This is a genomic window from Amycolatopsis thailandensis, assembly GCF_042723255.1.
Classification (GTDB): domain Bacteria; phylum Actinomycetota; class Actinomycetes; order Mycobacteriales; family Pseudonocardiaceae; genus Amycolatopsis; species Amycolatopsis thailandensis.
The window spans coordinates 1-22,165 of sequence record NZ_JBHXJK010000134.1 but is presented as its reverse complement, the minus strand read 5'-3'; the positions used below and the strand labels follow the sequence as shown (position 1 = coordinate 22,165).

General features: G+C 68.7%; 20 protein-coding genes. 14 read left to right on the top strand and 6 right to left on the bottom strand.

The genetic code is table 11. The annotated features are described in order from the left end of the window. Positions 1 to 87 precede the first annotated feature (87 nt). Together ACFWMR_RS35245 and ACFWMR_RS35240 are read right to left on the bottom strand one after the other, a co-directional pair. Positions 88 to 546, bottom strand: a complete 459-nt coding sequence (locus ACFWMR_RS35245; RefSeq protein ID WP_378381518.1) for a peroxiredoxin — start codon at positions 544 to 546, stop codon at positions 88 to 90. 35 nt (positions 547 to 581) lie between these two features. Continuing rightward, complete coding sequence (locus ACFWMR_RS35240) at positions 582 to 833, bottom strand: hypothetical protein (RefSeq protein ID WP_378274754.1); 252 nt, start codon at positions 831 to 833, stop codon at positions 582 to 584. A 72-nt stretch (positions 834 to 905) separates the two neighbouring features. On the opposite strand from ACFWMR_RS35240, the gene ACFWMR_RS35235 reads away from it, so the two are divergent. From ACFWMR_RS35235 to ACFWMR_RS35215, 5 genes are all read left to right on the top strand, one after another. Further along, on the top strand, positions 906 to 1,709 hold the full coding sequence (locus ACFWMR_RS35235; RefSeq protein WP_378381517.1) for a class I SAM-dependent methyltransferase: 804 nt from the start codon (positions 906 to 908) through the stop codon (positions 1,707 to 1,709). Between the two features lie 79 nt (positions 1,710 to 1,788). Then, positions 1,789 to 3,768: an amino acid transporter gene (locus tag ACFWMR_RS35230; RefSeq protein WP_378381516.1), complete on the top strand. Its 1,980-nt coding sequence runs from the start codon at positions 1,789 to 1,791 to the stop codon at positions 3,766 to 3,768. Positions 3,769 to 3,846: 78 nt separating this feature from the next. Further along, positions 3,847 to 5,436: an adenylate/guanylate cyclase domain-containing protein gene (locus ACFWMR_RS35225; protein ID WP_378381519.1), complete on the top strand. Its 1,590-nt coding sequence runs from the start codon at positions 3,847 to 3,849 to the stop codon at positions 5,434 to 5,436. A gap of 187 nt (positions 5,437 to 5,623) precedes the next feature. Then, the gene (locus tag ACFWMR_RS35220) at positions 5,624 to 6,295 is read left to right on the top strand and encodes a papain-like cysteine protease family protein (RefSeq protein ID WP_093934688.1); all 672 of its coding nucleotides are present in this window, start codon (positions 5,624 to 5,626) and stop codon (positions 6,293 to 6,295) included. Positions 6,296 to 6,304: 9 nt separating this feature from the next. Beyond that, the gene (locus ACFWMR_RS35215) at positions 6,305 to 7,081 is read left to right on the top strand and encodes a hypothetical protein (RefSeq protein ID WP_378381515.1); all 777 of its coding nucleotides are present in this window, start codon (positions 6,305 to 6,307) and stop codon (positions 7,079 to 7,081) included. Here the strand turns inward: ACFWMR_RS35215 and ACFWMR_RS35210 are convergent. The 4 genes from ACFWMR_RS35210 to wecB form a co-directional block, all read right to left on the bottom strand. Next, complete coding sequence (locus ACFWMR_RS35210) at positions 7,068 to 8,015, bottom strand: helix-turn-helix domain-containing protein (RefSeq protein WP_093934710.1); 948 nt, start codon at positions 8,013 to 8,015, stop codon at positions 7,068 to 7,070. The two genes, ACFWMR_RS35215 and ACFWMR_RS35210, sit on opposite strands and share 14 nt — an antisense overlap. A 97-nt stretch (positions 8,016 to 8,112) precedes the next feature. Continuing rightward, positions 8,113 to 9,300 carry a cytochrome P450 gene (locus ACFWMR_RS35205; RefSeq protein WP_378381514.1) on the bottom strand — a complete coding sequence of 396 codons (1,188 nt, stop codon included), beginning with the start codon at positions 9,298 to 9,300 and terminating at the stop codon, positions 8,113 to 8,115. A 292-nt stretch (positions 9,301 to 9,592) separates the two neighbouring features. Next, entirely contained in the window at positions 9,593 to 11,299 is a 1,707-nt protein-coding gene (locus tag ACFWMR_RS35200; RefSeq protein WP_378381513.1) for a DUF2334 domain-containing protein, read from the bottom strand. A 4-nt stretch (positions 11,300 to 11,303) separates the two neighbouring features. Then, on the bottom strand, positions 11,304 to 12,518 hold the full coding sequence (gene wecB, locus ACFWMR_RS35195; protein ID WP_378381512.1) for a non-hydrolyzing UDP-N-acetylglucosamine 2-epimerase: 1,215 nt from the start codon (positions 12,516 to 12,518) through the stop codon (positions 11,304 to 11,306). 251 nt (positions 12,519 to 12,769) lie between these two features. On the opposite strand from wecB, the gene ACFWMR_RS35190 reads away from it, so the two are divergent. The 9 genes from ACFWMR_RS35190 (at position 12,770) to ACFWMR_RS35150 (ending at position 21,972) form a co-directional block, all read left to right on the top strand. Beyond that, complete coding sequence (locus tag ACFWMR_RS35190; protein WP_167406147.1) at positions 12,770 to 12,925, top strand: hypothetical protein; 156 nt, start codon at positions 12,770 to 12,772, stop codon at positions 12,923 to 12,925. Continuing rightward, entirely contained in the window at positions 12,925 to 14,226 is a 1,302-nt protein-coding gene (locus ACFWMR_RS35185) for a glycosyltransferase family 2 protein (RefSeq protein WP_378381511.1), read from the top strand. Before ACFWMR_RS35190 ends, ACFWMR_RS35185 begins: the two co-directional genes overlap by 1 nt. Positions 14,227 to 14,238: 12 nt before the next feature. Continuing rightward, on the top strand, positions 14,239 to 15,330 hold the full coding sequence (locus ACFWMR_RS35180) for a M20 family metallopeptidase (protein ID WP_378381510.1): 1,092 nt from the start codon (positions 14,239 to 14,241) through the stop codon (positions 15,328 to 15,330). A gap of 414 nt (positions 15,331 to 15,744) precedes the next feature. Beyond that, positions 15,745 to 16,017, top strand: coding sequence for a hypothetical protein (locus tag ACFWMR_RS35175; RefSeq protein WP_039917776.1), 273 nt, complete (start codon positions 15,745 to 15,747; stop codon positions 16,015 to 16,017). Positions 16,018 to 16,072: 55 nt separating this feature from the next. After that, on the top strand, positions 16,073 to 17,893 hold the full coding sequence (gene glmS, locus ACFWMR_RS35170) for a glutamine--fructose-6-phosphate transaminase (isomerizing) (protein WP_378274766.1): 1,821 nt from the start codon (positions 16,073 to 16,075) through the stop codon (positions 17,891 to 17,893). 66 nt (positions 17,894 to 17,959) lie between these two features. After that, positions 17,960 to 19,093: a serine hydrolase domain-containing protein gene (locus ACFWMR_RS35165; protein WP_378381509.1), complete on the top strand. Its 1,134-nt coding sequence runs from the start codon at positions 17,960 to 17,962 to the stop codon at positions 19,091 to 19,093. Positions 19,094 to 19,489: 396 nt separating this feature from the next. Then, the gene (locus ACFWMR_RS35160; protein ID WP_093934696.1) at positions 19,490 to 20,251 is read left to right on the top strand and encodes a DeoR/GlpR family DNA-binding transcription regulator; all 762 of its coding nucleotides are present in this window, start codon (positions 19,490 to 19,492) and stop codon (positions 20,249 to 20,251) included. After that, a complete protein-coding gene (locus tag ACFWMR_RS35155; protein ID WP_378381508.1) occupies positions 20,248 to 21,141 on the top strand; it encodes a carbohydrate ABC transporter permease in 894 nt (297 codons plus the stop codon). Before ACFWMR_RS35160 ends, ACFWMR_RS35155 begins: the two co-directional genes overlap by 4 nt. A gap of 3 nt (positions 21,142 to 21,144) precedes the next feature. Further along, positions 21,145 to 21,972: a carbohydrate ABC transporter permease gene (locus ACFWMR_RS35150; protein WP_378381507.1), complete on the top strand. Its 828-nt coding sequence runs from the start codon at positions 21,145 to 21,147 to the stop codon at positions 21,970 to 21,972. Positions 21,973 to 22,165 lie beyond the last annotated feature (193 nt).

Below are 22,165 nucleotides of genomic sequence, written 5' to 3'. Positions count from 1 at the left end.
TCCCGAAAGTGGCTTTCACGACACCTGGACTCGGCAGGGGCGCGAGCCATCGATCACCCGCACCTTTGCCTTACGGGTCAAGAGAACTCACGAGGTGATGCGTTCCCGCAGGGCGGCGAGCGCCTTGTCGGCGTGCACGTCGAACTTCAGTTCGCTCTTGATCACCGCGAGGACCTTGCGATCGGTGTCGATCACGAAGGTGTGCCGCTTGGCGTGCAGCGGGCTGAACCGGCGCCAGACGCCGAACTGCTTCGCGACAGCACCGTCCACATCGGACAACAGCGGGTAGTCGAAGCCGTGCAAGGTGGAGAATTCACGCTGTTTGGTGACGCCGTCCGGGCTGATCCCGACGCGGTGGGCGCCGACTTCGCCGAATTCCGCGGCCAGATCGCGGAAGTGGCAGCTTTCGGCGGTGCAGCCACCGGTCATCGCGGCGGGATAGAAGAACAGCACGACCGGGCCGGTGGACAGGAAGTCCGACAGTGTGCGGTCCTGGCCGGTGTCGTCGGGCAGGGTGAAGTCCGGGGCGAGGTCTCCTTGGTCCATGCCCGGCATTCGGAGCCCGCGCCGGACCGGATTGGTCAGCGGGTGCAGCGCCAGAAGACCGTCGCGCTGTACGGGAAAAGGATCTTGTCGTACTCCTCGCAGTCCGTGAAGCCGGCCCAGGTGGCCTGGTTCCTGGCGTCATGCCGGGCGTAAATGAGCTCGAGGCCGAAGTCGCTCGACCCGTAGCCGACGAACTTCCTGGTCTCTTGCGTGGTCGCCGAAGCGGGGGTGGCGATCGTGCCGAGGACGGCGGCCGCGCCGAGCAGCGTGAGCAGTGTTTTTCTCATGCCGACCACGCTAGGGCGGGAGCTGTGCGCGCTTCGCCCGCTGGACGGGCGAAAAACGGATATCGTCGAGGTATGTCTTCTCGCAAGGTGGGCACTCAGCGTGCTTTCGACGCCGCCGCCGCCGATTTCACCGCACTGGGGCGTCATCTGTGGGAGCCGATCGGCGCGGCCACGGTGGCGGCGGCCGGGATCGGTGCGGGCTCGCGGGTCCTCGACGCCTGCTGCGGCACCGGGGCGTCGGCGATTCCGGCGGCACACGCGGTCGGGGCCGGTGGCCTGGTGGACGCGATCGACCTTTCCGGTCCGATGATCGGCGAATTGCGCCGGCTTTCGGCGGATTTGCCGCAGTTGCGCGCGCACGAAGCCGACGCGACGGCGTGGGGCACCGACGGTTACGACGCCGTCTTGTCCGCGCTCGGCATCTTCTTCTTCCCGGACATGACGGACGGAACCGAGCGGCTGATCAGCCGGGTCCGTCCCGGTGGGCGGGCCGTGTTCACCATCTGGCGTGGCGGCGCCATGGTGACGGCGGGCCGCCACGCCGGGCGGGCGATGGCCGCGGTGACCGATTCCGGACCGCCACCGGAGCGGCAGCCCGGCCTGATCGACCGGATCAACCAGGCCGGCACCTACGCCGAGTGGCTTTCCGGCCGGGGTCTGTCCGATGTGGACGTCGTGGTCAACGAGCTGCGGTTGCCGATGACGCCCGAAGTGGCGTGGCTGATCGTCATCGGTTCCGGCTTCCGGGGCATCGTCGACGGTCTCGAACCCGATGTCGTCGAGCGGGTACGCGAGCGCTACCTCGAGTCGTTGCGCGAAGAGGGCGTCACCGAGCTCGACGCGACCACCCTGGTGGGCTCCGGCACCGTCCGCTGACTGTCCGGCGCGCCGGATCCGCTCCGCCGAACGGGTCGGGCATGCTGTGCCCCGCACACGAAAGTCGGGGAGGAACGGCATGACCGAGGTACCGGAATCCGTTGTTCCGGAACGGGTGGACAGCCCGGTCCGGCAGGCGGCGCCGTCGAGCAAGGTCGGCCGGTGGCTGATGGAGCATCGTGTCCAGCCGGTGGGGCCGGAGAGCCACGAGGAGCACACCACGCCGCAGTCGTGGTGGAAGGTCATGTGCCTCACCGGCGTGGACTACTTCTCCACGTTGTCGTATCTGCCCGGCATCGCGGCGTTGGCCGCGGGCGCGCTCTCGCCGCTGGCGACGTTGCTGATCGTCGCGCTCACCCTGCTCGGCATGCTGCCGATGTACCGGCGAGTGGCGAGGGAGAGCCCGCACGGCCAGGGGTCGGTCGCGATGCTCGAAAACCTGCTGCCGTTCTGGCGCGGCAAGCTCTTCGTGCTGGTGCTGCTCGGCTTCGTGGCGACGTCGTGGATCATCACCATCACCCTGTCCTCGGCCGACGCCACGGTGCACGCGCTGGAGAACCCGCACGTGCCGTCCTTCCTGCACGGCCACGCGGTGCTGATCACGGTGATCCTGCTGCTGATCCTCGGCGGGGTGTTCCTGCTCGGGTTCAGTGAGGCGGTCGGGGTCGCGATCCCGCTGGTGGCGGTGTTCCTGCTGCTGAACGCCGTGGTCGTGGTCGCCGGGATCGGCGAGGTGATCACCGAGCCCGCCGCGCTCGACCGCTGGACCGATGCGCTCACCTCCGGAGGGGGCGGATTCGGCGGCGTCGTCGGTCCGGCGGTTCTGGCGTTTCCGTTGCTGGTGCTCGGATTGTCCGGTTTCGAGACCGGGGTGAGCATGATGCCGCTCGTCGCGGCCAAGGGCGAGAACGCCGAGCGGAAACTGGCGAACCGGATCCGCAACACCCGCAAGCTGCTCACCGTCGCCGCGCTCATCATGTCCGTGTACCTGATCGCGACCAGTTTCGTCACCACGGTCCTGATCCCGGCGGATCAGTTCGAACCGGGCGGTGAGGCCAACGGCCGGGCGCTGGCGTACCTCGCGCACGAACTGCTCGGCGAATGGGTCGGCACCGCGTACGACATCAGCAGCATCCTGATCCTGTGGTTCGCCGGGGCGTCGGCGATGGCCGGGCTGATCAACATCGTGCCGCGATATCTGCCCGCGTACGGGATGGCCCCGGACTGGGCCCGCGCCGTGCGGCCGGTGGTGCTCGTGTACACCGCGATCTGCGTTCTGGTGACGGTCATCTTCAACGCCGACGTCAACGCCCAGGCCGGGGCGTACGCCACCGGGATCCTCGCGATGATGGTGTCCGCGTCGGTCGCCGTCGCCATCTCCGCGGCGAAAAAGCGTCAGCGCAAGGCGGCGATCGCGTTCGCCGTGCTGACCCTGATCCTGATCTACGCCTTGGTGGAGAACGTCATCGAAAAGCCCGACGGGCTCACCATTTCCGCGTTCTTCATTCTCGGGATCATCGTCGTCTCGCTGATTTCGCGGGTCAGCCGCACCACGGAACTGCGGGTGGAGCACATCGAGTTCGACGAACCCGCCCGCCGGTTCCTCACCGATTCGATCGCTCACGACGGCGCGCTGACCATCATCGCGAACCGGCGCCAGGCCGGGGACGCCGACGAGTACCGGGGGAAGGAAGCCGAACAACGCGGAATGAACCCGGTGCCGGGTGCCGCCGACGTCCTGTTCCTCGAAATCGACGTCATCGACCCGTCCGGGTTCAGTGACGTGCTGAAGGTCCGGGGCGTCGAGGTCGAGGGCTTCCGCGTCCTGCGCGTGGAAAGCCCGGCGGCGCCGAACGCGATCGCGGCGATCCTGCTCTCGTTGCGCGACACCACCGGCGTGCGCCCGCAGTGTCATTTCGAATGGAGCGAGGGCAATCCGCTCGGGCATCTGTTCCGCTACCTGATCCTCGGGCGCGGGGACACCGCTCCGGTGGTCCGGGAGATCATCCGCACCAGTGAGCGGGACCCGGCGCGGCGGCCGGGCATCCACGTCGGCTGACGACACGCATCCAGAGGACGAAACGCGGGGAGTTCGGTGTACAGTCGTTCACTCAAACCGGGTGAACGGCGGGTACTGGTGCGATCAGACAACGACTCCTCTGTCCGGGGCCGCGGGCAAGGGCCGTTCGGCTCGTGGCTGCTCGGCCCGCTCGATCAGGACACGGCCGTGCTGCGGCGTCGCGTCCAGGGACTGCTCACCGGGACGCTGATCGCGACCAACGTCATCGGCGCGCTGGTCGTGGTCGGGCTGGCGGCCCTGCTCATGCCCGCGCCCGGTATGTCCGGCGAGCTCGTCCGGGTCACCGCGATCGCGGTCCCCGTCTACGTGGTCTCCGCCGTCGTCGTGGGCGCGCTGTGGGGCACCCGCGGCGCGCTGCGGACGTTGCGCTGGGCGGCCGAGGGCCGGAAGCCGACCGACGACGAACGCGCCGCCAGCCTGCGGGTGCCGTTGCGCCTGACGCTGGTTCAGGCGGTGCTGTGGGGCGTCGCGACCGTGGTGTTCGGCGCGCTCGCCGCATTGGTGCAGCCGAAGGTCGTGCTGACCGAACTGCTCGTCGTCGCGTTCGCCGGAGTGGTCGTCTGCGCGATCGCCTACCTCGCGGGCGAGTTCATCCTGCGGCCGTACGCGGCCTTGGCCTTGGCGGGCACTTCGCCGGCGCGGCCGCTCAGCGGCGGGGTCAACCTGCGGATGCTGCTGTTCTGGTGCCTCGGCACCGGGGTGCCGGTGGCCGGGCTGGTGGTCACCGCGATCCTGGCGTGGGTGCGCGGCGACGTGTCGACCACGAAGCTCGCCGTCTCCGTGATCGTGCTGGGCCTGGTGGTGCTGTGCTTCGGCCTGCTGGTGACCGTGTTCACCGCCCGCGCCGTGGTGAACCCGATCCGGTCGGTGCAGCACGCGCTGGGCCGGGTGCGGGCCGGTGACTTCACCGTGGAGATCCCGGTCTACGACGGGACCGAACTCGGCCTGCTGCAAGCGGGCTTCAACGGGATGGCCGTCGGTCTCGCCGAACGCGAACGTTTGCGGGACCTGTTCGGCAGGCACGTCGGCGAGGACGTCGCGACCGAGGCGATGCGTACCACCGCCGAACTCGGCGGCACCGTGCGGACGGTGTCGGTGCTGTTCGTGGATCTGATCGGCTCGACGGCGCTGGCCGCGAGCCGCCCGCCCGAGGAGGTCGTCGGGCTGCTCAACCGGTTCTTCGCGGTGGTGGTCGACGAGGTCGACCGCAACCACGGGCTGGTCAACAAGTTCGTCGGCGACGCCGCGCTCACGATCTTCGGCGCGCCGGTGCGCCTGGAGGAGCACGCGGCCCTCGCGTTGTCCGCGGGCCGCGCGATCGCCCGCAGGCTGGCGGCGGAGGTGCCGGAATGCCCGGCGGGGATCGGCGTGGCGACCGGCGAGGTGGTCGCCGGGAACGTCGGCGACCCAAGGCGGTTCGAGTACACGGTGATCGGCGACCCGGTCAACGAAGCCGCCCGGCTGACCGAACTGGCGAAGAACGTCGAAGCGCGGCTGCTCGCTTCGTGGACGGCGATCGAGTCGGCGGGCGAGGCCGAAGCCGGACACTGGAAGGCGACCGAGGACGTCACCTTGCGAGGCCGTTCCCGGCCCACCACACTCGCGACCCCGAGGGCTGAACCGGTGCCGGATTCACAGCCTTTGTGAAGGAACCGTGAATCTTGCGCGGTGGGCCCGCCCCCGCTGTCCGCGAACCCGGTGTTTCCTGGCCCGCGAGCGCGCCCCGGAGCTGTGAACGATCACAGCGGTTTCCTCGCGCCCGGTGAGGGCGTTGTCCCCGGAGCCGGTGCGGCGCACGGTTGATCTCCCCATCCCCGTGTCAAAGGAGACATCTGTGAAGAGCCTTTCGAGGGCCGTACTGGCCACCGGAGCCGCCGTCTTCGCGCTGAGCATGCTGCCCGCCACCGCCCTCGCGCAGCCCGGCGACGCCGGGGACCGCCCCACCGGCCTGATCAAGACCCAGACCCACACCCAGGTCCGCGAGATCGCGCCGGTCGCGGGCAACGCGCTCACGGTCGCTTCGACGCTCGCTTCCAAGCAGCTGAACTACACCCAGCAGGTGCAGCAGCAGAACCAGTGGTGCTGGGCCGCGGACGGTTCGAGCATCGAGCGTTCACAGGGCGGCACCGCCACCCAGGCCCAGTTCTGCGCCGCGGGCAAGGGCACGTCGGCCGGGTACTGCCCGAACCAGGCGGCCCAGATCCCCGAAATCGTCCGCGGTTTCCGCGGCACCGGTTTCTCCGCGCAGGACGCGGGCGGGCCGATCAGCTTCAACTCGGTCGTCAGCCAGGTCGACGCCGGGATCCTGAACCTGACGGGGATCTACTGGACCTCCGGTGGTGGCCACGCCGAGGTGATCTACGGCTACGACTCGGCGAACCAGTCGATCATGGTCGGTGACCCGTGGCCGACGTACCAGCGCTACCAGACCTGGAACTACAACCAGTACCGCAGCAACGGCCAGTTCCGCTGGAACGACACCATCGTCAACATCCGGAAGGGCTGAGACGCGGTCATGAACACGATCTGCCGGAAGTTCTCCGGTTGTCTCGCGGTGGCCGTCGCGACGCTGCTGCCCGCCACTCTGCCCGCATCGGCGAGCGAGAACGTCGTCGCGCCCTCGGCCGGCGATCTCGCGGCCGCCGTGAGTGTCGCGGCGCAGCCGGACGCGATCGGACTCGCGAGATCGAACTTCCGGCAGGTCGACCACATCGAACCGCGACGGATCACGATGGGGGAGAAGGGGTTCCCGGTCTACACCCTCAATCCCGACTTCGTCAGGGGCGTCGCGGGCGCGCCGGCGGGCATGCTGAGATCCGTCGCCGTGACGGCCACCGCGGATTCCGGTCAGAAGGCCACTCTCCAGGCGATGCCGGAAGGCCCGGGGAAGTGGGTCGCGGCGAGCGTGTTCTCCGGGAACGACGAAGAGACTCTGAGCGGGCGGATCCGGCCGGATTCGGTGCTGCTCAACGAACCCCAGATCAACGGCTGGTACGAGCTGCGTCCCGACGGCGTGGTGCTGCTGCAGGCGAGCCTGCCGCAGTCGCCGGTGGGGAAGCTCGTCCCGCTTTCCGAGTACCAGCGGAACGTCCACGGCCGCTACGCCGACAAGATGCCGGGATCGGACTATCAGCGCGACGGCGGGATCGGCTTCGCGCAGGCCGCCGCGCCCCCGGCCGTCAACACCGGCCTGCCCGTGTCGATCGTGGCCGGGTTGATCGCCGCGGGGGTCGCCGGAGTGGCGATCGTGCTGTTCGCGGTGTGGCGGAGGCGCACGCTCACTCCCAGATGAGGTCGATCCCCGCGACCCCGACGCCGAGGTCCTCGAAGTAGGCGCTGACCGTCGCACCCGGGCCGGGATGCAACGGCTCACTGACCACGGGAGCGAGTTCTTCGCGCTCCCGCACGGTTTTGACACAGCGGGCGGGGATCGCGGCGGCGTCGAAACGGATCCGGAGCAGGTACGCCGACATGCGGGCCCGCACCGTCCGGTGGAAACAGGTGGACCGGACCGACGCGGCCAGGCGCATGGTGAAGGCGAAGGTGTGAGTCTCACCTTCGGCCAGGCTGCGGTCGAAGAGGAGCTCGAACACCATTCCCGGCGAAGAGGTGCTTCGGCGCACTCTGCCTCTTCGGCAGCCATCGGTGGCGAAGACCGTGGTGGCCTCCATGTCGGTGCCGTCTTCGTCCTGGTGGGTCACCACGAAGCCGTCCGCGCCGGGCTCCCGTGCCCGCACCACCATGGTGGAGGTGATCTCCGAGGTCCGGCCTTGCCCGGTCATGGTCAGCACGTCGACGACGGTCACCACGTCGAGCTTCGAGTTCCTCACCGCACCGGGCGAATCGCTCAGTTCGTCCAGCAGCGAGCAGGTTTCGGCCCAGCTCTGCCGCAGTTCCACCACCGAAGGCCGATGGTCGTCGCCGGGGGATCGGCGCTGCGGGCCGATCAGGACGACCAGGCTGTCCGGCGGCAGACCGAGCACCGCTTCGAGCGCGCGGACGACGTCGAGCGAGCGCGGTGTCGACGGATGCCGGTGCCCGCGCTGCCAGTAGCTCAAGGTCGATTCGGCCACGGAAACGCCTCGTGCCGCCAGATGCGCGCGGATCCGGGACAGGGAAAGACCGCGGTGTTCCACCGCTTCGGAAAGCGCGCGATGGAATGGTCCGGACCTGACCGCGTCCGGCACCGCTCGCCGCGCGCTGGGTTCCTCGCGTTCCTGGTACATGGCTGGCACCCCCACCGACGCCGGGTTGGCGCAAAGCATGCGCAGTCCGGCGCCGGTCGGCAACCGTCAAAGGTCGAGAACCGGACTTTCCGCCCCGTCAGGCGAATTCGAGCCGCAGGCTTTCCATCCCGCGCAGTGTCACCTGCTTCACCCAGACCGGATCGGCCGTCCGCCGGAAAGAGCGGCCGGTACCGAGCAGCGTTTCGAACAGGGTCCGGGCTTCCAACCGCGCGAGCGGGGCACCGAGACAGAAGTGGATGCCCTGCCCCAGCGCGAGATGCCTCGGCGAGGGACGGTCGACGTCGAAGCGGTCCGGCCGCTCGTACGCGCGCGGGTCGCGGTTCGCCGCACCCAGCAACACGACCGCCTGGGAGCCCGCGCTGACAGGCAGGTCGCCGATGGTCGTGTCCCGCAAGGCGATCCGCATGGTCAGCTGGACGGGGGAATCGAACCGGAGCATCTCCTCGACCGCGTTAGGGATCTTCGACCGGTCCTCGGCCAGCTTCCGGTGCTGCTCAGGGTTGTCCAGCAGCGCGAGAACCCCGTTGCCGATCAGGTTGGTCGTCGTCTCGTGCCCGGCGACCAGCAGGAGCATCGCGGTGATCACCAGCTCGCCCTCGCTGAGCCTGTCACCCTCGTCGGACACCGACACCAGGTCGGAGAACAGGTCGCCGGTCGGCCGTTTCCGCCGTTCCTTCGCCAGCTCGCGGAAGTAGGCGACGAACTCGCGCCGGGCCGCGACGGCCGCCTCGACGGTCTCCTTCGAGATCAGGAAGGCCGGGTCGAGCGCGCGCCCCATGGCGTCCGACCACCCCTCGAAGCGGTCGCGATCGGCCAGGGGAACCCCGAGCATCTCGCTGATCACGACGACCGGCAGCGGTTTCGCGACCTCGGTCATCAGGTCGAATTCGCCCGTTTCGAGCGCTTTGAAGACGAGTTCCTTCGCCACTTCCCCGACCCTCGGGGCGAGCTGTTCGATCATCCTCGGCGTGAACGCCTTGGAGACCAGCCGACGCAGCCGGGTGTGATCGGGCGGGTCGAGCGCGAGGAACGACCGGACCACCCGGCCCTGGTCGTCCACGGGCTCGTTCTCGTGCGGATCCGGCAGCACCTCCGGCTCCGAATGCCCGAACGCGGGGTTCTTGAGCAGCGCGGACGCCTCCTCGAAGCCGCTCACCACGAAGAACCGGTCGGCGGCTTCGAACACCGGGCCGCGGTCGAAGACCTGACGGTAGAACGGGTACGGATCGGTCCTGGTCTCCGGCGTGAGCAGGTTCTCGAGCATGCCCCCGATCCTAGGCTCAGCCGGAGGTGTCCCGTGGCGGGTTCGGCCGGGGTGGTCGTGAGTGGCAAGTGGGGTTATTGACGGGTAGGGCAAAGGTGGCGTGTGGCCGCCTGCCGGTTTCGGGTGTTGCGAAAGCCACGTTCGCAACGCTCAACGTTGTGAACGTGGCTTTCGCTACGCCGCCGCAAGACCCGTGGTGAAGGGGACTTTCCTCTCGTGTGATGAGGGGAAAGTCCCCTTCACGCGGTATCGCCGTGACTAACTGGTGAGGGTGTAGTTCGGACCGCCCCGCTCAGTCGCCGAGGATCTCCGCCGGGGTGGCGAAGCGGTACCCCAGCGCCCGCAACGAGTTCACCAGGTCCCGCAGGCCACCCTCGCCGAGGAACGGGTGGTAGAAGAAGCCGGCGACGTTGTCTCGGACGACGAGCGCGCTCTGGGCGTCGGCGAGCATGTCGACGGCGGTGCGCGAGGCGTGCTGGTTGAACGCGACGGGCGCGACGTTGCCGATGTTCTCCGGGACGACGTTCGCGCCGTAGACGTCACGCACCGGGTACGGGAAGAACTGGCCGTACACCTGTTCCGTCGTCGCGGTGGCCGTCGATCCGCATCGGCCGCCGGGGCAGAAGCCCGCGTAGTAGCTGCCGCGGTCGTAGCGGGCCTGGAAGAGTTCGGTGGTCCGCTGGTAGTCCACGGCGGAACCGCCGTAGTGCGGGAATTCGAACATCGTCGGCTCCGGCAGGCCCACTCGCCGGAACTCCCCGAGCCCGGTCGCGACGCGCTGGTCGAACCACTGCGCGGAGTCCTCGGGCATCGGCCCGTCCATGCGCACGACACCGTCGCCACCGACACTGGACTTGTAGAACTCGAAATCGCTCGCGCTCACCCCGTCGTACGGGTTCGGGCCGCTCTCGCTCTGGTGGCTGTAGCCGTGCATGACCAGCGTCGCGCCCGCTTGCACCGCCTCTTTGAGCGCGGCGACCAGTTCCGGCGAGTCCACCAGCCGAGCGGAGGTCGGATTGCCGTCGTTGGCCCGGCCCTGGGGATCCGAGTAGTACGGATAGACCGCGAGGGAGAACGGGATCTTCTCCCGGATGAGGAAGTCGGTGACCCGGCGGAGTTCTTCCGGTTTCGTCCGCGGGCCGACGTCTTCGAGCCGGATCAGCGCGCGGTGCCGGTTCGGCGCCTGCGGTGAAAGGACGCCCAGGAGGATGTCGGCCGCGGCGAGGTAGCGGTCCTGTGCTTCGGCGTACGCGTAAGGAACTTCGGCCACGTACGTCAACTGTCCTGAATGGACCGCCCAGGGGGACGGCGTGCCGCCCGGAGCGCTCGCTTCGGCCAGGATCTGGACCCTGGTCGGGTCGCGGACGTCGATCGCGACGACCCCGGTGCCCGAACGGGGATCGCGGCGCAGGGGAGTGCCCTTGTAGGTGACGGTGGTGGGGTTGTCGTCGCGGTAGCCTTCCGCCCGCCAGCCGGGCGTGGCGCGCAGTTGCCAGATGTTGGCACCGATCCAGACCACGGGAATCCGAGCCGTCGTGACGTCGTCGAGAAACGCTTTCGGCAACGCCGCGTCGGAGACCGAGCCGAGATACACGACGGCCTGGAAGTCGTTCGCCTGCCGGGGCCGGTAGTCGGCGGCGGGCTGCATCGTCCAAGCGGTGCCGCGGGAAACGAGATTCGCGGTGAACATCGCGTACGCCTCGGCCGTCCTGACCTCCTCGGGCGTGGAGGCGGTCCCGTTCTTCTTGCGCCCGTCGTCGTAGAGCACGAGGGTCTTCCGGTTCGGATCACCGCCGGGACCGGGCTGACCCGCCTTGGCCGCTTCGGGAGCGCGGCCGGCGAGCGGCACCGGCGTGGCGGGCGGTGACGCCGTGACCGGCTCCGTCCTGGTGACCTGGACGAGCACGACCACGGCGACGGTGACGGCGACGACCGCGACGACGGTGAGCCGGAACCAAGCGGGCAAGCGGAAGCGCTGCCCGCCCTTGTCCTTCTTCATCGGGTCAGACCTCGGCCAGATCGTTCGCGGTGGCGGGCCGGAACGGGGCGGGCAGGTCCGGGGCCAGACCCAGCAGACGCGCGAGCGCCTGCTCGGTCCGTTCCGCGGCGGCGCCGTCGCCGAACGGGTTGCCGCTGCTCATCATCCGCGTGCGCGCCGCCGGGTCGTTCAGCAGTTCCTTCGCTGTCGAGACGATCTTGTCGCGGTCGGTGCCGACGAGCAGGGCACAGCCGGCGTTCACCGCCTCCATGCGCTCGGTGACGTCCCGGAGCACCAGGACCGGGACGCCGAAGGTCGGGGCTTCTTCTTGGATACCACCGGAATCGGAGAGCACGAGCGTGCTCGCGGCCAGCGTCGCGGCCAGTTCGGGATAGGGCAGCGGACCGGTGATCAGCACGCCCGGCGTGCCGGCCAGCTCCTCGCGGACCAGGCTTCGCACCTCCGGGTTCGGATGCGCGGGAAGCACCACCCGCAGTTCCGGATCCGCGGCCATCAGGTCGTTCACCGCGCGCAGGACCCGGCGCATCGGCTCGCCCCAGGATTCGCGGCGGTGGAGGGTGACCAGCATCAGTTTGACCGCGCCGCGGGTCGCGTTTTCGAGCAGGGTCGCCAATTCCGGATCGCGCACCGTGGTGGATTTGTCCGTCACCGTGAGGATCGCGTCGACGACGGTGTTCCCCGCGACGAGCACGTTCTCGTCGGGAACCCCTTCGGCGCGCAGGTTCGCGGCGGCGTCGGGCGTGGGGGCGAGGTGGAGCGTGGCCGCCTGGGTCACCAGTTTCCGGTTGAGCTCCTCGGGAAACGGCGCGCCCAGGTCGAACGAGCGGAGACCCGCCTCGAGGTGCACGACGGGTACGCGGCGCCAGAACGCGGCGAGCGCTCCGGCCAGGGTGGTCGTCGTGTCGCCCTGGACGACCACGGCGGCGGGCGGCCGCCGATCGGCCACTTCTTCGAGACCGGTGAGGAGGCCGGAAAGCAGTTCCGGCTGGGAACCCGTTCGCCTGGTGAGGGTCAGATTTTCATCCGCCGTCAAGCCGAAGGTCGCCAAGGCTTGGCCGACCATTTCCGGATGCTGTCCCGTGGCGACGATCACGGGCCGCATCCGGCCTTCGGAAGCCAATGCCCTGGCCACCGGAGCCAGTTTCACGGCTTCCGGGCGGGTTCCCGCGATCAGCCAGATTTCGGGCATGGCGTCGGTCTCGTTCTGTGCGTTACGCACCTGGTCCTTCTTCCGGGTTCGCGCTGAGGTACGGCGTGAATTCGTCGTTGAAGTCACGAAAGAGTGGTAGGTGAGGCGAGGATCACTAGCTGATGGTCACCTTTACGGGGGATCGTCGCCCGCGAACGTTAACACAGACGGGGTACTGTACCCACCCGAAAGGCTGAATATCGCTTCCCTGGGTGACCCCGTACTCACGGTATGAAAACTGTGAGTAGATGTTTGTGGCGCCCCCTGCCCGAAGGAAAGACATGTCGATGGTGCCGGTGGGCCCGGTCAAGGTTTCCGCGCTCGGAATCGGCGCGACGATGGCGGGCGCGACGGTGAGCACCGTGCTCGCGATGGTGATCGGGGCGGTCGCCTTGCTGCTCATGGCGCGTTCGCTGCACCTTCGCTTGAAGGACTGATGGCCACTCCCGCCTTCGCCGCGACCATGATGCTGCTGCTCCTGTGGTGGCCGGCGCACAACATCCTGCTCGCGTCGTTCGCGTGGCGCACCGGGCGCTCCCGGCGGTCGGTGGCCTCGCGTGGGGAGGGGCTGGAGTTCTGGATCGTCATCCCCGCGCTCAATGAGGAACGCGTGGTCGGCAACACCGTCCGGAACGCGCTTTCGCTTGGCACGGAACGAAACCCGGTACGTGTTCTGGTCATCGACGACGGCTCGGACGACGGCACGCCGGAGGTCCTCCGCGAGGTGAGGGATCCGCGGCTGCACGTCCTGCGCCGTGATCTCCCGCATGCCCGGCAGGGTAAGGGCGAGGCGCTGAACGCCGGGTACCGCTACATCCTCCGGTTGTGCGAAGCCGAGGGAAGCGTGCCGAAGACGATCGTCGGCATCATCGACGGGGACGGCCGCGGCAGCCCGGGGATGCTGCGCGAGGTGGCCGACGTGTTCGGTGACCGCGGCGTCGGTGCCGTGCAATGCCGGGTGCGTATCCACAACCGGCGCAGCGTGCTCGCCTTGTTGCAGGATTTGGAGTTCGGGGCGGTCGCTGACGCGTCGCAAAGTCTGCGCGATCTCGCGGGCAGTGTCGGAATGGGCGGAAACGGGCAATTCTCGAGACTCGGCGTACTGCGGCGCTTCGATCCGGCCCCTTGGTCGGACTGTCTCGTCGAGGATCTCGAACTCGGGCTGAGGTTGCACGTCGCCGGTATTCGGATGCGTTATGTGAAATCGGCCTGGGTCACGCAACAAGGCCTCGTCGATCTTCGCAGGCTGCTGCGGCAGCGCACTCGATGGGCGCAGGGAAATCTGCAATGCGCACGGCATTTGCGAAAACTGCTGGCGTCACGGCATGTGGGCAGTATCGGTCTTTTGGACTTCCTCGCTTATCTCGTGACACCTTGGTTGACGGTGCCGTTGTCCTTGGTGGTTTCGCTGTTGTTCGTGGGCACACTCGTCGCCTCCTGGTCGGGCGTCACGCTGGGCGGGTTGATCGCGCCGCCGTCGGCGTTGCCGGGCGCGGCGTTGATCGGCGTGGTCGTCCTGCTGGTGCCCGGTCTCGTGTGGGCGGTCGTGCACCGGCTGCGTCTCGGCGAGGAACCGCTCCGCCGTTGTCTGCTCGCGGGGCTGCTCTATCCGGCGTTCCTGGTGCTCGGCGTGATCGCGACCTGGCGGGCCCTGTTCCGCGTGCTGGCCCGCCGCAACAGCTGGACCAAGACGGAACGCTTGAGCGAGGACGAGGTCGTCCCCGCCGGAGTCGCCTGAGAAAGTGTCCGGATGACTGTCGACGCGATGATCGAAGATCTCAGGACGCTCGTCGAAATCGAGTCGCCTTCGGGGGACATCGAGGCCCTGACGACGTCGGCCGAGGCGGTGGCCACCCTTCTCGAAGCCCGCCTCGGCGGAACGGCGACCCTGGTGGAGAGCGCGGCGGGGCCGCATGTCCGGTGGTCCGGCGGTGGTGAGCCCCGCGTGCTGATCCTGGGGCATCACGACACCGTGTTCCCGATCGGCACGCTCGCCCGCCGCCCGTTCGCGGTGGCCGACGGCCGGGTGACCGGACCCGGGGTGTTCGACATGCTCGGCGGGCTGGTGCAGGCGATCCACGGTCTGGCGGCACTCGACGACCTCACCGGTGTCGAAATCCTGGTGACCGCCGACGAGGAAACGGGCTCGCACGCGTCCCGGACCCTCATCGAGGAGCGCGCCCGCGCGTGCGGCACGGTGCTCGTGTTCGAAGGGGCGGCCGACGGCGGCGGTCTCAAGATCGGCCGCAAGGGGTGCGGCACGTTCGAGGTCGTCATCACCGGCAGGGCGTCGCACGCCGGCCTGGAACCCGAGGCCGGGGTCAACGCGCTGACCGAAGCCGCGCATCAGGTGCTGGCCATCGCCGCGCTCGACCGCCCCGGGGCCGGGACGAGCGTCACCCCGACCGTCGCTTCGGCGGGAACCGCGAGCAACGTCGTACCCGCGTCCGCGACCGTCGTGGTCGACGTCCGGGTCGAGTCCACCGAGGAGAAAGAGCGCGTCGAAGCCGGGTTCGCGGCGCTGACCCCGCGTCTCCAGGGGTCGGAAATCGAGGTGCGAGGCGGGATCCACCGGCCTCCGATGCCCGAGTCGGCCGCCACGGACCTCTTCGCCGTCGCGGAACGGCTCCTGCCCGGGGTCGCGGGGGTGGCTGTCGGAGGCGGGAGCGACGGGAACCTCACGGCGGCGATCGGCGTCCCGACGCTCGACGGGCTGGGCGCCGTCGGGGGCGGCGCTCACGCGGATCACGAGTACCTGCTGGTCGGGTCGATGGCGGAGCGGGCGGATCTGGTGACCGGCCTGGTGACGGCTGTCCGGGCTAGCGCGCCAGGGTGGTCGTGAGTGGCGATTCGGTGTTTACCTACCCACGCCTGAACTGGGCGTGAGTGGTGGTTCCGCGGCTGCCAGGGCGCGACGATGAAGGAATTGGGACGTTGAACGTCCCAATTCCTTCACCGTGGGGTCGCCCCGGCTTCGGACCTTGATCAACGGAGGATCCGGGACGTTCAACGCCCCAAATCCTCCACACTCGCCGGTCACACCAGTGGGTGGCTAAATACGAGTCCGCCAGAACCCGAATCGCCACCCGCGACCACCCCGGCCGAACGATCACCGCGAGGACTTCCTTGGTGGAAGCCGCGTATGAAGCGCTGCTGTCCTGTGAACTCTCGCATCGAGAGGACTAAACGCGAGGAGAAAGTCCTCGGTTCTTGCCCGATTTCGGGCAAGAACTGGCGTTTCGAGGTCGTCCTGTGCATGATGGGTCCGGTGGAGGACGCGGACATCGTCGAGCAGGTGGCCTTGTCGACGGGTCTGTCGACGGCCATCGCCGCCCGTGTCGTCGAGGACGTCCTGGCGTTCTACCGGCAACCGGTCGAGCAGTACGTCCGGTCGCGGCACGCCCAGTTACAGGCCGAGGGCAGGAAGAACCCCGAGATCTTCCCGCTCGTCGCCGCGGAACTGAGCCGCCGCCTCGTCGCGCCTCCCGACCTGTCCGAGCGGCAACTGCGCCGCATCGTCTACGGCTGACGGAACGCCCGGTCTTCGCGTACCCCGTCCGTTTTCTTTGTGAGGTTGACTCGTCATGTGCGGAATCGTCGGCTACATCGGCGGCCAGAACGCCGCCCCCATCCTGATCGAGGGGCTGACGCGGCTGGAGTACCGCGGCTACGACTCCGCCGGGATCTCCGTCCTGGGCGGCAAAGGCGCCCAGGTGCACCGGATCGTGGGGCGGGTGCGGAACCTGACGGCGGCCCTGCCCAAGCGGCTCGCGGGCAAGGTCGGCATCGGACACACGCGGTGGGCGACGCACGGACCGGCGACCGAGGCCAACGCCCATCCGCACGTCTCCGAGGACGGCCGGATCTCCGTGGTGCACAACGGGATCATCGACAACGCCGACGCCCTGCGCGAGCAGCTCGGCCAGGCCGGGGTGACGCTGACCTCCGAGACCGACACCGAGGTGCTCGCCCACCTCATCGCGAGGTCGGGTGCGAAGACCCTCGAAGACGCCGTCGTCGAAGCCGTTTCCCGCGTCACCGGCACCTACGCGATCGCCGTCACCGACACCGAGCACCCCGACCGCGTCGTGGTGGCGCGGAACGGATCGCCGCTGATCATCGGCGTCGGCGACCGGGAGATGTTCGTGGCCAGCGACCTGTCCGCGCTGGTCCGGCACACCTCGCAGGTGGTGCACCTCGACGACGGCGAGTTCGCCAGCGTCTCCGCCACGGGTTACCGCACCTTCACCGTCGACGAGAGTGACACCGGCAAGGCCGCGACCGCGATCGACATCCAGGCCGACGACCTCGATCTCGGCGGTCACCAGCACTACATGTACAAGGAGATCCAGGAGCAGCCGGAATGCCTGGAGCGCATGATCCGCGGCCGTCTCGACGACCGGTTCGGAGTGTCCCGTTTGGACGGTCTGAACCTGACCGCCCGTGACCTGCGCGGTTTCGCGAGGGTGAAGATCCTCGGCTGCGGCTCGGCGTACTACGCGGGGCAGATCGGCGCCACCATGATCGAAGACCTCGCGCGGGTCCCGGCCGACGCGGAGGCCGCGTCCGAGTTTCGCTATCGCAACCCCATCATCGAAGCGGACACGCTCTACATCGCCGTCAGCCAGTCCGGCGAGACCGCGGACACCGCGTTCGCCGTCGAAGAGGTCAAGCGCAAGGGCGGCCGGGTGGTCGGCCTCGTCAACGTCGTCGGCTCGACGATCGCGCGGGCCTGCGACGGCGGCCTGTACCTGCACGCCGGTCCGGAGATCGCCGTCGCGTCGACCAAGGCGCTGACCAACATGGCCGTCGGCTTCGCGATGATCGCGCTGGCGCTGGGCCGGGTCCGCGATCTGTCCAACGCGGACGGACAGCGGATCGTCGCGGCCCTGCGGGCGCTGCCCGCGCAGGTCGCCGCCATCGTCGAGGCGGAGTCCCAGATCGCCGAGCACGCCAAGATCTGCGCGGACGCGCGGAGCCTCTTCTTCATCGGCCGCGTCCGGGGCTTCCCGGTGGCGCGGGAAGGCGCGCAGAAGTTCAAGGAGATCTCGTACCGGCACGCGGAGGCCTACCAGACCTCGGAACTCAAGCACGGTCCGCTCGCGCTGATCGACGAGGCGCTGCCGACCGTCGCGATCGTGCCGTCCGACGACCTGGCCGACCGCAACCTCGCCGCGATGCAGCAGATCAAGGCGCGCAAGGGGCAGGTCCTGGCGATCACCCACGACGACGTCGACTTCGGCGACCTCGACGTGCCGCGGTTCGTCGTCCCGCGTTCGGAGCCGGAACTCGACCCGATCCTGCTCACGATCCCGCTGCAGCTGCTGGCCTACCACGCGGCGCTGATCCTCGGGCACGACATCGACAAGCCCCGGAACCTCGCGAAGTCCGTCACCGTGGAGTGACCCTGATCTTCCGGGATCGGGTATTCCCTGATGTCCCCGCCGTCCGGCGCGGACATCATGTGTGACATGAAAACACTGGTTGTCACAGCAGTCGCCGCCGTCGCGGCGGTCCTCACCTCGGTGCCGGCCGCCGCGGCGTCGGATCTCGGAAAGCCGGATCCCGCCGCGTTATCGGCGGCGATCAGAGGGCTGCCCGACAGGGACACGACGGGCGCGCTGGTCCGGGTCACCGGCGAGTCGGGCTCCTGGTCGGGCACCTCCGGGGTGGCCGATATCCGCACGCACGCCCCCGTCCGGCCGGACGGGTTCTTCCGGATCGGCAGCACCACCAAGGTCTACACCGCCGTCATGGTGCTGCAGCTGGCGCAGGAACACCGGATCGACCTCGAACAGCCTGTCCAGCGGTATCTGCCCGGGGTGCTCCCGGCGGACTACCCGCCGGTGCCGGTGCGCACCCTGCTCGACCACACCTCCGGGCTGCCGTCGGTGGACATCCCCGGTCTCTACGATCCACAGTGGATCCTCGCGCACCGCTACGAGCACTGGAGCCCGCGCCAGGTGGTGGACACCGCGCTGCGCCACCCGATCGACTTCCGGCCCGGCACGGCGCAGAAGTACACGAACACGGCTTACGTCATGGCGGGGATGCTCGTCGAGAAGGTGACGGGACAGGCCTACGCGCGCAACCTGCGCGATCGCATCACCGTCCCGCTCGGCCTCTGGCGCACCTACTATCCGGAGGACGACCCGCGCCTGCCGAACCCGGCCGCGCGCGGTTACCTGGACGTGGACGGGAAACTGGTCGACGTCACCGAGATGAACCAGTCGATCCCCGGCGCCGCGGGCGCGATCATCTCCACGGCGGAGGACCTCGACAAGTTCATCACCGGCCTGTTCCAAGGACGGCTGCTCGACCGTTCGATGATGCCTCGGTTGTTCGCCGTTCCCGATGTGCCGATGTTCGACGGCAGCGGCCGGGCTTCGTACAGCCAGGGCCTGATGAAGCTGAGCCTGAACGGGATCACCGTCTGGGGGAAGACCGGCAGTCGATACGGCTACGCGAGCGGGATCTTCGCCACCCGCGACCTGTCGAGGGTCGTGGCGTACTCGGTCAATCCCACGGTGAAGTCGCCGGACGGGCAGCCGCTCATCGTGCAGAAGATCGCGGACGCCGCGAGCCGGAGCCTCCCGAAGGACTAGGGGAGCCCGGGTGTCCGTGAAGGCCTCCTTGCCTACCTTCAGGGTAGGAAAGGAGGCCTTCACTACCAGGTGATGGTCGGTTCGCCTGTCCCGAAAGCTGTGATGTCCCCAATGTGGCTTTGGGGACGTTCAATGCCTCCAAAGCCACATTGGGGACATGGTGCGGTGATGGTCGGGTCGCCACGCCCTTCGGGAATCGTCGCGAACACTGCCCAGAAGGGCAGTTCCGCCGCCGATTCGGGCAACGCCGGGCGGAAGACCACCCGGCGTTGTGTCCTCAATGGACAGTCCGCGCCGGAAGCCTGCCCGGATTCAGGGTGGGTTCCGTTGTCGTACCCGCGAGAAACCAACTATTGTCGCCATGACCGCTCATCCGCCAGGGCAGGAGGTGAGGCGTTGTACGCCGAGGAGCGGCAGCGCGCCATTCTCAAGCAGGCCCGGCAGAACGGCCGTGTCGACGTGGCGACGCTCGCGGCCGCTTTCGAGATCACCAGCGAGACCGTCCGCCGCGACCTGACGGCGCTGGAACGCAGCGGTGTGGTGCGGCGGGTGCACGGGGGCGCGATCCCGGTGGAACGGCTGGGCATCGAGCAGGGTCTCGACGCCCGCGACGCGGTGATGTCGGCGGAAAAGGACCGGATCGCCCTGGCCGCGCTGGAACAGGTCCCCGCCGAGGGCGCGATCCTGCTGGACGCGGGCACCACCGTGGGACGGCTGGCGAACCTCATCCCCGCCGACCGGGAACTGACCGTGGTCACCCCTTCGCTGCCCAACGCGTTCGCCCTCGCCAACCGGCCCGGTATCACGCTGATGCTGGTCGGCGGACGGCTTCGCGGGCACACCATGGCCTCGGTCGACAGCTGGGCGCTGAGCGCGCTCAAGGACACCTACGTCGACGTCGCCTTCATCGGCGCCAACGGTCTTTCCGTCGACAGGGGACTCACCACCCCGGACACCGCCGAGGCGATGGTGAAACGCGCGGCCATCGCGTCCGCGCGGCGCTCGGTCCTGCTGGCCGATCACACCAAGGTCTGCAATGACCACTTCGCCCGCTTCGGGGAGCTCGAGGACGTCGACACCCTGATCACCGACACCGGCATCGACGCCCGGATGGCCGACGAGATCACCCGGACCGGCGTCAAGGTGATCGCCGTTTGAGGCGAACAGGCGAGCGGCTCGCCGGATACCTGATGACAGCGCCGTTCTACCTCCTGTTCGGCGTCTTCGGTCTCTTCCCGCTGCTCTACACGGCATGGGTGGCGCTGCACCATTGGCACCTGGTCAACGGCGACACCGGGTTCGCCGGGCTCGGCAACTTCGCGGTCCTGCTCCAGGACCCGCATTTCTACAACGCGCTGTTCAACACGGTCAGCATTTTCGTCCTGTCGACCGTCCCGCAACTGCTGGCCGCGCTCGGGCTCGCCGCACTGCTCGACCGCCCGTTGCGCGCGCGGACGCTGTGGCGGGCGAGTGTGCTGTTGCCGAACGTCGTCTCGGTGGTCGCGGTGGCGCTGGTGTTCAGCCAGCTCTTCGCCGAGGACTACGGCGTCGTCAACTGGGCGCTGGGCCTGGTCGGTCTCGACCCGGTGGACTGGCGATCGGACCGGTTCGCCTCGCACGTCGCGGTGAGCGTGATGGTGATGTGGCGCTGGACCGGCTACAACGCGCTGCTCTACCTCGCGGCGATGCAGTCCGTGCCCCAGGAGCGTTACGACGCCGCCATGCTCGACGGCGCGTCGCGCTGGCGGACCTTCCGGTCGATCACCGTGCCCTCGATCCGGCCGACGATCGCCTTCACCGTGGTCGTCTCGACCATCGGCGGGCTGCAGCTGTTCGCCGAACCGCAGTTGTTCGACGACTCCGGCACCGCCGGGACCGGCGGCGCGGACAGGCAGTTCCAGACGCTGGCCATGTACCTGTACGAGAAGGGGTTCGGCGAGTTCGACGCCGGATACGCGGCGGCCATCGCGTGGCTGCTCTTCCTGCTCTCGGCAGGGTTCGCGCTGGTCAACTTCTCGCTCGTGCGCCGGATCCGGGGCGGTGAGTGAGGCGTGGCGGCCAGGCAAAGGACCGGATTCGTCGTCTACGGGCTGCTGCTCGCCGTCGGCATCGCGTCGATCTTCCCGCTGTACTGGTCGTTCGTGGTGTCCTCCAAGGACAATTCCGCCCTCGGTGAGACCACTCCGCCGCTGTTGCCCGGCGGCAACCTGGTCGAGAACGTGGGCAGGGTCTTCGACACCGTCGACTTCTGGCTGGCGATGCAGAACTCGCTGATCGTCGCCGGCACCGTGACCGTGTCGAACGTGCTGCTCTCCAGCATGGCCGGATTCGCCTTCGCGCGCCTGCGTTTCCCCGGCCGCGACTCGCTCTTCCTCGTCGTCATCGGCACCGCCATGGTGCCCGCCCAGCTCGGGGTCATCCCGCTCTACCTGGTGGTCGGCGAACTCGGCTGGTACGGGCGGCTGGAAGCGGTGATCGTGCCGGGACTGGTCGGCGCGTTCAGCGTGTTCTGGATGCGGCAGGCGTGCGAGGAGGCGATCCCCGGCGAGCTGCTCGACGCCGGGCGCGTCGACGGCTGTTCGGCGGCGCGGCTGTTCTGGAACATCGCCCTGCCCGCCATCCGCCCCCAGGCCGCCGTGCTCGCGATGCTGACGTTCATGACCGCGTGGAACGACTTCTTCTGGCCGTTGATCGTGCTCGACCCCAACGCGCACCCGACCGTCCAGGTGGCGTTGTCGCGGCTGGCCAGCGGCTACTTCACCGACTACTCGCTGATGCTCACCGCGGCCACCATCGGCGTGCTGCCCGTGATCGTGCTGTTCATCCTGCTGGCCAGGAAGGTGGTCGACGGGGTGATGCGGGGCGCGCTACGGGGTTGATAGCCGCGGCCGCCGTCGGAACGTCCGGAATCTTCTCCCGCAACCGCGACCGGTGGCCGCGGAACCGCCACCCTCGCCCAGTCAGGCGCAGGTAGGTAAATACCGGTCCGTTCTATTGAGGGGTAAGGCAAAGGTGTCCTGTCGGGTGTCAAGTCCGTGAAGGCCTCCTTGAGGGACCCAGGGTCCCTCAAGG